This window comes from Porticoccus sp. GXU_MW_L64 (assembly GCF_052983295.1).
Genome location: NZ_JBRKJK010000016.1, coordinates 58,954 through 72,892 on the forward strand (window position 1 = coordinate 58,954; position 13,939 = coordinate 72,892).

Here is a 13,939-nt window from a genome sequence, read left to right on the forward strand (position 1 = left end):
CAGCTCATCGAATACTGTCATCCTGAGCGCAGCGAAGGATCTCAGTACCTGTTTATAGTAAGAGATTCTTCGCTGCGCTCAGAATGACATAGAGCAGATGTTTTAATGCCTTCCTCTGAAATCAACAAACTCGTTGTAATCGCCCTCGGCCTGATCGGTGGCAGCCTTGCCAAAGCTGCGCGTGAGCGCGGACTTTGTAACCAGGTGATTGGCGTAGTTCGCAAGGCGGAAACCGCCCAGCGCGCAGTGGAGCTGGGCGTGGCAGATCGCGTAGTGCTATCGTTGGGCGAAGTGGCTGCAGAACTGGGCGATGGCGATGTTGTGGTGATCGCGGTGCCGACTCTGGCGGTAGCCGATACCATGCAGGAAGTCGCCAGCCAGGTGAGCAACGCCGTTACCATTACCGATGTGGCCAGTGTAAAAGGCAGCGTAGTGGCGGATGCCCGGCGTATTTATGGCCACATGCCGCCGCAACTGGTGCCCGGTCACCCCATTGCCGGTGGCGAAAACAGCGGTATTGAAGCGGTTAACCCGGAACTCTTTATTAACCACAAAGTGATATTGACCCCCGACCAGGCCACCGGCGCTGAACACCTTCAGAGGGTGGAATCCCTATGGCGGCAGGTGGGTGCTACTGTGGAGCAAATGCCGGTGGCCGAACACGATGAAGTATTGGCTGCCACCAGTCACCTGCCACACATGGTGGCCTTTTCCCTGGTGGATACCCTGGCTGCCATGCGCGACAACCGCGAGATATTCCGCTACGCCGCTGGCGGCTTTCGCGACTTTACCCGCATTGCCAGCAGCGACCCGGTGATGTGGCACGACATAGCGCAAGCCAATAAAGGTGCCATTGTAGACACCATCGACAGATTGACAGACAACCTTCGCCAGATGCGCACCGCCATCGACACAGGCGACAGCGAATACTTGTTGGGAGTGTTCACCCGCGCCCGGGAAGCCCGTAACCACTTTACAAAAATGCTGGAAAAGAAAGCGTATATGGAACCTGAAAACAACCACAACCTGACCTTTACCGTGCAACCGGGAGGTACCGTTAGCGGCGATATCCGCGTGCCCGGCGACAAATCCATGTCGCACCGCTCCATTATGCTGGGTTCCCTGGCACAAGGTGTTACCGAAGTGACCGGCTTTCTGCAGGGAGAAGACAGCCTGGCCACCCTGCAGGCGTTTCGCGATATGGGGGTTGTGATCGAAGGCCCCAATGAAAATGGCAAAGTGACGATTCACGGTGTTGGCCTGCACGGTTTAAAAGCCCCGGCGGGCCCGCTGTACCTGGGTAACTCCGGCACCTCCATGCGCCTGCTGTCGGGGCTGCTGGCTGGTCAGGCATTTGATAGCGAGCTGACCGGTGACCACTCCCTGTCTGGCCGCCCCATGAACCGGGTGGCCGAACCGTTGCGCACCATGGGTGCCCGCATTGAAACCGCCGACAATGGCAGGCCGCCATTGCGCATTAAAGGTGGCAGCCAGCTGACAGGCATTGATTACCCTCTGCCCATGGCCAGCGCCCAGGTGAAATCCTGCGTGTTGCTGGCGGGTTTGTACGCCGAAGGGGAAACTCGCACCACCGAGCCTGCTCCCACCCGTGACCATACCGAACGTATGCTGTGTGGCTTTGGTTACCCGGTAGAGCGGGACGGTGCCAGTGCCACGGTTCGCTCCGGCGGCAAGCTCAGCGCCACGAAAATTGATGTGCCTGCGGACATTTCCTCTGCCACCTTCTTTATGGTGGCCGCCGCCATCGCTCCCGGTTCCGACATTACCTTGCAGCATGTGGGCATTAACCCCACTCGCATTGGCGTGATTAATATTCTGCGTCTGATGGGTGCTGATATTGAGCTGCACAATAAGCGCGAAGTGGGCGGCGAACCGGTGGCAGATATTCAGGTGCGCTACGCGCCATTGCGCGGCATTGCCATACCGGAAGATCAGGTGCCGCTGGCCATCGATGAATTCCCGGCGCTGTTTGTGGCCGCTGCCTGTGCCGAGGGGCAGACGGTACTGACCGGCGCTGAAGAACTGCGCGTGAAAGAAAGTGACCGCATTCAGGCCATGGCGGACGGTTTGCAGATACTGGGTGTGGATGCCATAGCCACCCCGGATGGCATGGTTATCAATGGTGGACAGATCGGTAGCGGCGAGGTGGAAAGTTGCGACGACCACCGCATTGCCATGTCTTTCGCCATCGCCGGGTTGCGGGCTTCCGGCCCGGTGCGTATTAACAACTGTAACAATGTGGCGACATCATTCCCCGGTTTTGTGGAACTGGCTCAAAGCGTAGGAATACAGGTTACAGGTGACAGGACGCGCTGACGCGCTACAGGAAAAGCGCCCCTGTAAGCTGTAGCCCACAAAGTGGGCGTCTTGTAAGAGCGAAGCCCGCCCTGTAGCTTGCCCCGGTTTTGTGGAACTGGCTCAAAGCGTAGGAATACAGGTTACAGGTGACAGGACGCGCTGACGCGCTACAGGAAAAGCGCCCCTGTTAGCTGTAGCCCACAAAGTGGGCGTCCTGCAAGGGCGAAGCCCGCCCTGTAGCTTGCGTAGCAAGCGTGCTTATCGAATAGAACTGAGATATTGAATCTCACACGGAACGTATTTATGACAATAGAAGTACCCGTAATCACCCTCGACGGCCCCAGTGGTTCTGGCAAGGGCACTATTTGCCAGCTGCTCGCCAGGCATTTGGGGTATCACTACCTGGACAGTGGTGCACTGTATCGCCTGTTGGGGTTGGCGGCGCGTCGTCATGGTTTGGCCCTGGACGACATTGAGGCAATTTCTGTACTCGCCGCCCACCTGGATATCGCCTTTGAAACCACCGACAAAGGCGTCAGGGTGCGGTTGGAAGGGGAAGATGTCAGCCGCGATATTCGCACCGAAGACGCCGGCGCCGATGCCTCGGTAGTGGCGGCCATTCCCGCAGTGCGCGACGCGTTGTTGCACCGCCAGCGGGTATTTATTCAGGCGCCGGGCCTGGTGGCGGATGGCCGCGATATGGGTACGGTGGTGTTCCCGTTGGCGCAGGTGAAAATATTCCTCGATGCCAGCGCGGAAGTACGCGGGGAGCGCCGTTACAAGCAGTTGCTTGACAAGGGTGAATCTGTTAACCTCGCCGCCCTCGTGGAACAGGTGCGGGAAAGGGATGAACGGGACAGAACCCGTAACGTATCCCCGCTGGTGCCGGCCCACGATGCAGTGGTTATCGACTCCTCGTCCCTGACCATTGAAGAAGTGCTGAATTCGGTGCTGGTGATTGTCTCTCAAAGAGGTATCCCCGCTTGGGGTTTGTAAGCCGAATTTACGCTTAAAAAGCGGGAAAATGGTGTGATCAGTCAGAATCGCGCGCTGTTTTTCCTATATATAGATGACCCGTATAACTGACTGTACGGCTAAGGGCTTCCGCATCATCCATTCAACTGGATGCAGGCCCGCTACTACAGGTAGATTGTTCATGAGCGAAAGCTTTGCAGAACTCTTTGAAGAGAGTTTAAAAACCGTTGAGATGGCCCCTGGCGCCATCGTTACTGGCGTTGTTATCGATGTTGACCGCGACTGGGTTACCGTTCACGCCGGCCTGAAATCCGAAGGTGTTATTCCCGCCAACCAGTTCCTGGACGAGAACGGCGAATGCACTCTGGAGGTAGGTGACGAAGTACAAGTTGCATTGGAGGCAGTAGAAGATGGCTTTGGTGCCACTCGCCTGTCCCGTGAAAAAGCCCGCCGCGCCGAAGCCTGGATTGCTCTGGAAGCAGCCCACGAAGCGGACGAGGTGGTTAAAGGTGTTATTTCCGGCAAGGTTAAAGGTGGCTTCACCGTTGATGTACAAGGCCTGCGCGCCTTCCTGCCGGGCTCTCTGGTGGATGTTCGCCCGATTCGCGAAACCGCCCACCTGGAAGACAAGCCGCTGGAATTCAAAGTTATCAAGCTGGACGCCAAGCGCAACAACGTGGTGGTTTCCCGCCGCGCGGTGATGGAAGAAGTGAACAGCGCCGAGCGCGAAGAGCTGCTGAACAACCTGGAAGAAGGTGTACAGCTGAAGGGTATCGTCAAGAACCTGACCGACTACGGTGCGTTCGTAGATATGGGTGGTATCGACGGCCTGCTGCACATTACCGATATGTCCTGGAAACGCATCAAGCACCCCAGCGAAATCGTTGCTGTTGGCGACGAGATCGACGTGAAAGTGCTGAAGTTCGACCGCGAGCGCAACCGCGTTTCTCTGGGCCTGAAGCAACTGGGCGAAGACCCCTGGGTGAACATCATTGGTCGCTACCCGGAAGGTACCCGCACCAAGGCGAAAGTGACCAACCTCACCGACTACGGCTGCTTTGCTGAGCTGGAAGACGGCGTGGAAGGCCTGGTACACGTTTCCGAAATGGACTGGACCAACAAGAACATCCACCCGAGCAAAGTGGTACAGCTGGGCGACGAAGTGGAAGTGATGGTTCTGGACATCGACGAAGAACGCCGTCGTATTTCTCTGGGTATCAAGCAGTGCCAGGTAAACCCCTGGGACGACTTCGGCACCCGACACAGCAAAGGCGACAAGCTCAGCGGCAAGATCAAGTCCATCACCGATTTCGGCATCTTTATTGGCCTGGATGGTGGTATCGACGGCCTGGTTCACCTGTCTGACATTTCCTGGAACGAAACCGGTGAAGAAGCGGTTCGTAACTTCAAGAAAGGCGACGAGCTGGAAACCGTTATCCTGTCTATCGACGCCGAGCGCGAGCGCATCTCTCTGGGTGTCAAGCAGCTGGACAGCGACCCGTTCAACGACTACCTGAACGCCAATGACAAAGGCTCCATCGTCAAAGGTGTGATCAAGGAAGTGGATGCCAAAGCTGCCATCATCACCCTGGCGGACGAAATCGAAGGCACCCTGAAAGCCTCCGACATCAGCCGCGAGAAAGTGGAAGATGCCCGCACTGTACTGAAAGAAGGCGAAGAAGTAGAAGCCAAGATCGTCAATGTTGATCGCAAGAACCGCGTGATCAGCCTGTCCATCAAGGCCAAAGACTTCGCCGAAGAAAAGGCCGCCATCAAAGAGCACAGCAAGCAGTCCGCAGAAGCGGCCAAGCCTGCCACTCTGGGTGATCTGCTGAAGGCGCAGATGGAAGGGAAAGACTGATCTTTCAACTTCGCATCTGAGTCTTGAAGAAGGGGTGGCTTAGGCTGCCCCTTTTCGTTGTTCTTTGTCATCCTGAGCGCAGCGAAGGATCTCTTTACTGGTTACGAATTACGAGATCCTTCGCTGCGCTCAGGATGACAGTGTCCTTACGTCTCTCATTTTTCATCCCCCGTCTCTCATTTACTTGCATCAACAAGTAAAAAAGATAATACTTTCAGTGGCTTGTGAAAGGTGATAATGATGACCAAATCCGAACTAATCGAACGACTCGCCACCCGTCAGGATCAGTTGATGCCCAAGGACGTGGAGTATGCGGTAAAAATGATTCTGGAAAGCATGACCGACGCCCTGGTGGATAACCGCCGTATAGAAGTGCGTGGCTTTGGCAGCTTCTGCCTGCATTACCGGGCACCGCGTATTGGCCGCAACCCCAAAACCGGTGATTCTGTCGAACTGTCTGGCAAATACGTACCGTACTTCAAGCCCGGCAAAGAACTGCGCGAGCGGGTTAATGACAGTATGCTGCGCGAGCTGTAATGTGCCGTGCATGTCATCCTGAGCGCATATATGTCATCCTGAGCGCAGCGAAGGATCTTGTGTAGACAAGCGACAAGATTCTTTGCCACGCTTCGCTCGCAATGACGGTGTTCAGGGTTTTGCCGGATACTAGGGGGTGTTAACAATCAGTTAGCTACTACTGCTGGAGTTCATTTTTTGTTCCAGCGAGGCAGAAGGAGTGCCGTGTAGTTACTCTACATAAGCGACTGATAACGCGGCTGGGGCAGAAAAGGAGCCCAGCCCTTCGGGTTGCCCCTGAAAAGGCGCCCAGCCCTTCGGGTTGCCCCTGAAAAGGCGCCCCTCGTTGTTGCTCGTCGCTCATTTGGAGTGACCAAACCACACTCCTCGCGCCTAGATGGGCGCCTTTTCAGGGGCAACAGTAGTGGTTAACTGATTGTTAACACCCCCTAATGTCGCTACGCTCAGAATGACAAACCCTACTTTACGGTTATCTCCATGGCCCTGCTGAAAAAAATCCTGCTTTATCTGTCCCTGCTGATTGTGCTGTTGCTGGGTATCTGGATTGGCCGTGACAACACCCAGGAAGTGAATTTCATTTTACTGGGCTTCCAGTTGCCCGAGGTGGAACTGGGTATGTTTGTGGCGTTGCTGTTTATTGTTTTTGTCTCTCTGGGTACTTTGTTGACCTTGCCTTCCATGCTGAAGTACCGCCATAAGGCAAAACGTTATCGGCAAAAATTGCTGGCGGTGGAAACCCGGCTCTCTCAAAAAAACCTCACCAAACAACAGCCGTAATTCACAATGGGGCTGGTAGAAACTGCAATTGTTGTGCTGGCCGCCTGCGCTGCCCTGCTGACGGCCTGGTACCTCGGCACATTGCGGGGGGCTCGCAAACAGCAATCCAGCAACGTTCCCCTTTCCAAAGACAGTTATTTTCGTGGCCTCAATTTCCTGCTCAACGAAGAGCCGGATGAGTCCATCGATACCTTTATTCACTCCCTGGAAGTCAACAGCGATACCCTCGAAACCCATATGGCGTTGGGCGCTTTGATGCGCCGCCGGGGGGAAGTGGAGCGAGCCATTCGCATTCACCAGAATCTGCTTTCTCACCCGCGCTTAAACAGGGAACAGCTCTATCAGGTGCAGCTGGAACTGGCGCGGGATTTTATGCAGGCGGGGCTGCTGGACCGGGCAGAGCGCCTGATGCTGGACTTGGCGGAAATGTCTGATCGCTACCGCCAGCCTGCGCTGGAACACTTGCTGGAAATTTACCGGGACGAGCAGGAGTGGCAAAAAGCCCTTGCGGTAGCTGATCGCCTGTGGCCGCGGCGACGGCTGTTTTCCAGTAGCGGTGGCAACGTAGAGCGGGGGCACTTTTGCTGTGAACTGGCCCAGCAAGCGCTAAAACACGGCGATCCGGCGCAGGCGCGCCAGCACCTTCGTCAGGGGCTGAAATACGACAAAAATTCGGTAAGGGCCAGCCTGCTGTTGGCACAACTGGATATAGAGCAGGGCAACGCTGTCAGCGCGCTCAAGCGGCTGGAACGCATTCCCGCGCAGGATCCTGAACTGTTGCCGGAAGCGGTGGATGTAATCTGTCGGGCCCATCACGAGCAGGGCAGAGAAAAAGAGCTGGTGGCGCACCTGAAAGAACTGTTTCGCCAGTATCCTGCGGATAAATTGCTGCTTGCGTTGGCGGAACAATTGAAGTCGGTAGAGGGCGATGAGAAAGCGGTTGCCTTTTTGCGCCAACAGCTGGACAAAAAAACATCCCTGCCGGCCTTGCTGCAGCTGATGTACTGGGAGCGCCCCGAGCAGGGCGAGCGTCGGGACAGTGCATTGTTATCAATGACCGCCATTCAGCAGCAGCTGGCAGAGCGCCACAACTATCGCTGCCGCAGCTGTGGCTTCTCTACCCAGCAAATGCACTGGCTGTGCCCTACCTGTAAGAAGTGGGGGACGGTAAAGCCAAACAGTAATTGAAAGGTTACAGGATACAGGTGACAGGGCGCGCTTTGCGCTTACAGGGAAATAACACTTCATTCCGAGATGTAGGGTGCTTACTTTAGGTAAATCCGCCAAAGGCGTAATCCACCAATTTCTGCGCTTGTAGCCTTCCCTCTGATTTACAACAAATTGTAACTTTGTTGTCCATAGGCTATATTTTGTTCAACTTCTGTATTGGAGCAATAGCTATGCGCCTTTCCATTGAAATTACCCCTGAACAGCATCAGCGCCTAAAAGCAACTGCCGCTTTGCAGGGGAAGTCCATTAAAGAATATGTTTTGGAGCGTACTTTGCCAGCAGCTAACGATGATATGGCTCTTAGAGATTTGGAGACGTTTCTAAAGCCTCGTTTGGATACTGCAAGGCAGGGTAATTGGTCAGATCAGAGTGCCTCAGAAATTTTCGACTCTGTAAAAGAGCGGATGAAATAAAAACTGATGCCCCTTTATCGGCTGTCACCGGATGCAGCTCTGGATATTGAGGAAATTGCCAGCTACACACTGGAAAAGTGGGGCTTGGATATCTTTAATGAGTATCGCGATGGTCTTGAACGTACTTTTCAGGGTATTGCTTCAGGTGAGGTAGTGGGCAGGAATTTTTCTAACCGTTTTCCAGAATTGTATGTTGCCAAACATCGTTTTCACTATATCTTCTATATTACTGACGGCTTGGACAAGCCAGTGATCGTTGGAGTTATTCATGAGAGGCGAGATTTGGTAAGGCAGCTGAATAGACGCATGGACCTATAAATTTCTATTCGTCTTTCTTTAGGTGGGGCGTGCGAAGCGTAAGCCACCGTGGTTCTGAGCAACTGGCGGGTTACGCTGCGCTAACCCGCCCTACGGCCTGACAGGTGAAAGTGCCCGCGGCAATCTCGTGATTTTTTGTTGTAAAATGCGCCAAATTTTACAATTGCCACTGAGTTCCCAATGCCTTCCGACCCCAAAATCATCGTCGCCCTCGACTACAACAATCCCCAACCGGTTTATGAGTTGGTGGAACGCCTTGAGCCATCACTTTGCCGGCTCAAGGTGGGCAAAGAACTTTTCACCATCGCCGGCCCTGACCTGGTACGCGAACTGGTGCGCCGAAATTTTGATGTATTCCTCGATCTGAAATTCCACGATATCCCCAACACCACCGCCAATGCCGTAGCCGCCGCTGCTGACCTGGGGGTGTGGATGGTCAACGTGCACGCCTCCGGTGGCAGCAAAATGATGGCGGCGGCCAGGGCCAAACTGGACGGGCAGGGCAGCGACACACTGCTGATTGGCGTTACGGTATTGACCAGTATGTCTGCCCAGGATGTGAGTGAAACTGGCATCACCCGCTCTCCCGCAGAGCAGGTGCTGCATCTGGCAGGGCTGGCCAAACAAAGCGGCCTGGACGGTGTGGTGTGCTCCGCCCAGGAAGCATCCGCTTTGAAAGCCACCTGTGGTGACGACTTTAAACTCGTCACCCCCGGCATCCGCCCCGCGGGTAGCGATGCCGGCGACCAACAGCGCATCGTTACCCCTGAACAGGCCATCGCCAATGGCTCGGATTACCTGGTGATTGGCCGGCCGATTACTCAGGCTGAGGATCCGGTAGCTGAATTGCGGAGGATACAGGACGGTTTAAGATAGGACGCGCTGGCGCGCTGACAGGACGGGCTGACGCCCTACAGGTGACAGGAAACAGGAAATAATCTCGCCGTCATTGCGAGGAGCCCAAGGGCGACGTGGCAATCTCGTGACTTAAACAAGGATGTTTCTATGAACTTTGAAAGTTTAGAAGTTTGGCGGCGCAGTGCAGCTTTGGCTGCGGATGTGTATAAAGCTCTGGCTGGCTTGAAGGACTTCGGCTTTAAAGATCAAATAACACGTTCTTGCCTGTCCATATCCAGCAATATCGCCGAAGGTTCAGAGCGCTCAACTCCCAATGATCGCCAGCATTTCCTCACAATAGCCAAAGGCTCCACAGCCGAGTTTATCTCCCAAGTCTACATCGGCCGCAAAATAGGCTATATAAATCAAGAAGATGGTAAATATTGGCAATCCGAAGCTCAGCAAATAGCCGCCATGCTAGCCAGCTTAAAAAAGAAGTGGAGCGCCGTTCCAAACTGACTTCCCTGTCACCTGTCAGCGCGAACGCGCGCCCTGTAACCTGTCCTCTATCTTTTAGGGGTAATCTATTTCCTACAAAATTTTCAGACTTTTACCAATAGCAATTCAGCGCGCACAGGCATACCGTAAACCCATCGAACGGAATTCACCCCGCCCTAAAAGGAGCTTTGTTATGCAAATAAAACCATTACTTACCTCAACCGTTATTGCCTGCTGCCTGGCGCTGCCTTTGGCATCGGCTTCTGCCGACTCCGCCAAAAAACCGGCGAAAGCCGAGCAGGTTCAAGGCAAAGTCAACATCAACACCGCCGATGCCGAAACCATTGCCAGTGCTTTAAAAGGCATCGGACTGAAAAAGGCCCAGGCCATTGTTGACCACCGCAAGCAATTGGGTGGCCAATACACATCCCTCGATCAGCTTTTGGAGATCAAGGGAATTGGTGAAAAGACCCTCGCCAAGCTGAAGTCACAGATAACTCTTTGATTTTTCTAAAAACGGGAGGCTGTGGCTTCCCGTTTTTAGCATCCAATTATGCTCCGCTGCAAAAACCCACCTGAAGATTACCTGCCGTCAATCGGCCACCTGGTTTGGCTGCGCTGGGATAATGGCGAACCCAAATGGCCACATTCCGGCGGCTTTAGCCCGGCCTTTATCCTGTCTGCCGAATCCCGTGGCGCCGATGCTTTGATAACTGCATTGCCTGTGTTGGGAGTAAGTGTGGGGGCTGAGCGTGAGGGAACCATCAAAATACCTTACGAGTTGTATAGCAAAGGCTACGTGCTGATCCGCGAACCGATCACCGTGCAGTGCCCCAGGCATTTTGCCTCGATGATCGAGCCCATGCCGGAGTTCTTTATTGAGCATATTCACTATGCGCTGGACAAGATGCGCAACCCATAACCCAAAATCGAATACAGGCTGATTATTGTGGCGCATTTCTGTAATCGCGCCACTTATATGGCGTAAACCCTTGTTTTTGTCATAAAAACACGTTTATATGGCGTATATTTAATGAATGCGCCATATAAATCATGCCAAAACGAGTCTCACAAACAGAGCTGGATGCCATAAAACAGGTAATAAGTTGTTTTAGTGATGCTATCTCCATTGATGAAATTCAGCGTGCGCTTGGGTTGCAAATGGCTCGTCGTACTTTGCAGCGGCGACTGGCACTTCTGGTTGAAAAAGGAGAATTGCTGTCTGAAGGCAAAAATCGTGGCAGTAAGTATCGGTTACCCCCAACACCAATGCAGACGTATGAGGTTGAGGCCGGAGGCAGCCAGTATGTAAGTACCGAGGTTTATATTCCTGTCTCCCCACAAGGGGAACAGATCAAGCTGGCCGTACGTCAGCCTGTCCAACAACGGCAGCCGGTGGGGTACAACCGTAATTTTCTGACAACGTATCAGCCTAACGTAACCCATTACCTGTCTAACAACACCAGAAAACATCTGCTGAAAATCGGCCAATGCCAGCAAAAGGCTTTGCCCGCTGGAACCTATATTCTGCAAATCTATAACCGGCTGCTGATAGACCTTACCTGGAACTCCAGCCGTCTGGAAGGCAACACGTACTCGCTGCTGGAAACCCAGCGCCTTGTAGAGTTGGGGGAAAATGCAGAAGGCAAAGGTGCCTTTGAAACTCAAATGATTCTTAACCACAAGGCCGCCATTGAACTGTTGGTTGAATCTGCCGAACAAACAGGATTTAACCACTACACCCTTTGCAATTTGCACGCACTGCTTTCTGAAAACCTGCTTCCCGATCCTGCTGCCTGCGGACGCTTGAGAGAACAATCTGTCGGCATTGGCGGCAGCGTGTTCCACCCCTTGCAGGGGCGTGCGGTAATCACTGAGTGTTTCGGCGAGGTGTTGAAGAAAGCGAGTGCCATTAATGATCCCTTTGAACAAGCATTTTTCGCCATGGTGCAACTGCCTTATCTGCAACCCTTTGATGATGTGAATAAAAGGGTGTCCAGGCTGGCAGCCAATATTCCGCTTATCAGGGATAATCTGAGTCCGCTTTCATTTGTTGATGTGCCGGAAAAAGCCTATATAGACGGGCTGTTGGGTATCTACGAATTGAACCGAACAGAGCTGATGGCCGATGTTTTTGTTTGGGCTTATGAACGCTCATGCGCCCGCTATTCTGCCGTGCGTCAATCACTGGGTGAGCCCGACTCATTCAGATTAAAGTACCGGGAGTCGATAGCCCGGTTGGTTATAGCGGTGGTGAAGGGTGCCCGGAATAAACAAGTAGCTGTGTCGTTAATAAGGAGCTTTGCAGAAGACCAGATCACTCCAGGTGACAGAAGCCGTTTTGTCGAAATAGTAGAAACAGAATTGATGAGTTTGCACGAAGGCAATATAGCCCGTTACCGGCTGAGATTAACGGAGTTTGAAAGCTGGAAGGTGGAGTGGAGGTGATGGAATCTGCACCCAGGGCCACCTCATCCAAATCAATGTTATTTCGGCGCATGTCGTGTCTTTAGTAAAGTTACCGTAGGGTGGATTAGCCGCGAAGCGGCGTAATCCACCAATCAGGGGTCAAAATTGGCAGCTAAACTACAATATACCCCCACTATATGGTGGATTACGCTTTCAGCTAATCCCCCCTACAATTTTGTCAAAACCGGTGATGTTCGCAACTCATTGAATTTTTTAATTATTTAGATAAGGTGGTCCAGATAGGTCAATTGATCAAGCTACCAAATATTAGTACTTTTAACGAATAGCAACGGAAAGGTTAATCTCATGGCAAATACCAGTGTTGATCTTGGCGATCACTTCAATGGATTCTTGCAACAGCTCAAAGCCAGTGGCCGGTATCGCAATAACAGTGAAGCTGTTCGTGCGGGGTTAAGGCTCCTGGAGAAGGAAGAGGCGGATTTACAGGCCACCCATAAATATCTTGAACAAGAGTTAATCGCCGCTGAGAAAAGTGGAATGAGCAATAGAACTCACGCTGAAATTATCGCTGAGGCTAAAGAGCAGCTAAGTGGTCAATAATTTGTACTATTCAATGCGTGCCGAAAAGCAAGTTCAGGAGGTCATAAGGAAAGCACGTTAGCCGTGAGCAGCATTGCTGACCGATTGAAATTCCAGGCCAGTCGTGACAAGCCGCAACGTCTGCCCCGTCATTGCGAGGCCGCAGGCCGCGGCAATCTTCTGGTATCAAAGCACCCCGGTAAAGGTCACCGCGCTGCGGTGACCCACACTCAATTGCCAAACAGTGACCAAGCTCACTAACTACCTACTTTTCTTCAATATCCATGCTCAATGTCGACCTAGCTACTTGGTTTGCAATCGGTAATACTATGTATTACCTTGGCCATACAGGTAACGAAAGGGCAAGACCATGCAAAAGGTAACCAGTGCCAAACTTGGTGATCATTTCGATGGGGTAATAGCAGACCTGACTGCAAGCGGTCGCTATCCAACCACGGCCGAAACTCTGCGGGCTGGTTTGCGCCTTCTCGAAGAACAAGAGGCCGAATACTTAACGAAGCTCGAAACCTTGCGCCAAGCGCTCATTGAGGGGGAAGAAAGCGGGGAGAGTGACCGCTCATTCAAAGAAATCATTGCCGAAGCCAAACAAGAACTAAAAACAGAGCGTCATGGCGGGTAAATTCACACTGTCAAAACGCGCCGACCAGCAAACCAAAGATATTTACAAAAGCACCCAGGCCGAAAGGGGAGAACACCAAGCCGATAAATATATCGGCGGTTTGGAACACTCCCTGCAGTTACTCGCAGATATGCCAGATATGGGGCGCAAATGCGACCATATTAACAAGGGCTATCGACGGCATGAATATGGCGCACACATCATCTTTTACCGCAAACGGAAAGCCGATATTTTTATCATACAGATCATGCCTGACCGGATGGACGTAAAGAACCATCTGAAAACTGTTGATAAACCCTGATACCAAAGCACCCAAGTAGAGATCGCCACACTCTGGTGACCCACACTCAATTGCCAAACAGTGACCAAGCTCACTAACTACCTACTTTTCTTCAATATCCATGCTCAGGGTCACCTCATCTAAATTTCTAACAAATCAGCCACTTGTGACGATAAGTCTGCTACTTTTGCAGAGGAGTCGTCCATTATGGCCTTACCGACAGAGCTCGAATCGTTTTTTGATGT

General features: G+C 52.9%; 16 protein-coding genes. All 16 read left to right on the forward strand.

The genetic code is table 11. The features are described from left to right. The first annotated feature begins 105 nt into the window (after positions 1-105). The 16 genes from ACVBEJ_RS12555 (at position 106) to ACVBEJ_RS12630 (ending at position 13,715) form a co-directional block, all read left to right on the forward strand. A complete protein-coding gene (locus tag ACVBEJ_RS12555; RefSeq protein ID WP_447129982.1) occupies positions 106-2,337 on the forward strand; it encodes a bifunctional prephenate dehydrogenase/3-phosphoshikimate 1-carboxyvinyltransferase in 2,232 nt (743 codons plus the stop codon). A gap of 285 nt (positions 2,338-2,622) precedes the next feature. Continuing rightward, positions 2,623-3,315: a (d)CMP kinase gene (gene cmk, locus ACVBEJ_RS12560; protein WP_447129983.1), complete on the forward strand. Its 693-nt coding sequence runs from the start codon at positions 2,623-2,625 to the stop codon at positions 3,313-3,315. A 160-nt stretch (positions 3,316-3,475) separates the two neighbouring features. Continuing rightward, positions 3,476-5,155, forward strand: a complete 1,680-nt coding sequence (rpsA, locus tag ACVBEJ_RS12565; RefSeq protein WP_447129984.1) for a 30S ribosomal protein S1 — start codon at positions 3,476-3,478, stop codon at positions 5,153-5,155. Between the two features lie 240 nt (positions 5,156-5,395). Then, positions 5,396-5,692, forward strand: coding sequence for an integration host factor subunit beta (locus ACVBEJ_RS12570; RefSeq protein WP_447129985.1), 297 nt, complete (start codon positions 5,396-5,398; stop codon positions 5,690-5,692). Between the two features lie 477 nt (positions 5,693-6,169). Beyond that, positions 6,170-6,469: a lipopolysaccharide assembly protein LapA domain-containing protein gene (locus tag ACVBEJ_RS12575; protein ID WP_447129986.1), complete on the forward strand. Its 300-nt coding sequence runs from the start codon at positions 6,170-6,172 to the stop codon at positions 6,467-6,469. 6 nt (positions 6,470-6,475) lie between these two features. After that, positions 6,476-7,657, forward strand: a complete 1,182-nt coding sequence (lapB, locus tag ACVBEJ_RS12580) for a lipopolysaccharide assembly protein LapB (protein ID WP_447129987.1) — start codon at positions 6,476-6,478, stop codon at positions 7,655-7,657. A 212-nt stretch (positions 7,658-7,869) separates the two neighbouring features. Beyond that, entirely contained in the window at positions 7,870-8,112 is a 243-nt protein-coding gene (locus ACVBEJ_RS12585) for a type II toxin -antitoxin system TacA 1-like antitoxin (RefSeq protein WP_447129988.1), read from the forward strand. A gap of 6 nt (positions 8,113-8,118) precedes the next feature. After that, the gene (locus tag ACVBEJ_RS12590) at positions 8,119-8,430 is read left to right on the forward strand and encodes a type II toxin-antitoxin system RelE/ParE family toxin (RefSeq protein ID WP_447129989.1); all 312 of its coding nucleotides are present in this window, start codon (positions 8,119-8,121) and stop codon (positions 8,428-8,430) included. A 180-nt stretch (positions 8,431-8,610) separates the two neighbouring features. Further along, complete coding sequence (pyrF, locus tag ACVBEJ_RS12595; protein WP_447129990.1) at positions 8,611-9,306, forward strand: orotidine-5'-phosphate decarboxylase; 696 nt, start codon at positions 8,611-8,613, stop codon at positions 9,304-9,306. Positions 9,307-9,435: 129 nt separating this feature from the next. Then, complete coding sequence (locus tag ACVBEJ_RS12600) at positions 9,436-9,786, forward strand: four helix bundle protein (protein ID WP_447129991.1); 351 nt, start codon at positions 9,436-9,438, stop codon at positions 9,784-9,786. A gap of 172 nt (positions 9,787-9,958) precedes the next feature. After that, a complete protein-coding gene (locus tag ACVBEJ_RS12605) occupies positions 9,959-10,270 on the forward strand; it encodes a ComEA family DNA-binding protein (RefSeq protein WP_447129992.1) in 312 nt (103 codons plus the stop codon). A gap of 48 nt (positions 10,271-10,318) precedes the next feature. Beyond that, positions 10,319-10,687, forward strand: coding sequence for a hypothetical protein (locus ACVBEJ_RS12610; protein WP_447129993.1), 369 nt, complete (start codon positions 10,319-10,321; stop codon positions 10,685-10,687). A 131-nt stretch (positions 10,688-10,818) separates the two neighbouring features. Continuing rightward, on the forward strand, positions 10,819-12,213 hold the full coding sequence (locus ACVBEJ_RS12615; protein ID WP_447129994.1) for a Fic family protein: 1,395 nt from the start codon (positions 10,819-10,821) through the stop codon (positions 12,211-12,213). 327 nt (positions 12,214-12,540) lie between these two features. Beyond that, positions 12,541-12,795, forward strand: a complete 255-nt coding sequence (locus ACVBEJ_RS12620) for a type II toxin-antitoxin system ParD family antitoxin (RefSeq protein ID WP_447129995.1) — start codon at positions 12,541-12,543, stop codon at positions 12,793-12,795. Positions 12,796-13,144: 349 nt separating this feature from the next. After that, entirely contained in the window at positions 13,145-13,414 is a 270-nt protein-coding gene (locus ACVBEJ_RS12625) for a type II toxin-antitoxin system ParD family antitoxin (RefSeq protein ID WP_447129996.1), read from the forward strand. Then, complete coding sequence (locus tag ACVBEJ_RS12630) at positions 13,404-13,715, forward strand: type II toxin-antitoxin system RelE/ParE family toxin (protein ID WP_447129997.1); 312 nt, start codon at positions 13,404-13,406, stop codon at positions 13,713-13,715. Before ACVBEJ_RS12625 ends, ACVBEJ_RS12630 begins: the two co-directional genes overlap by 11 nt. The last annotated feature ends 224 nt before the right edge of the window (positions 13,716-13,939 follow it).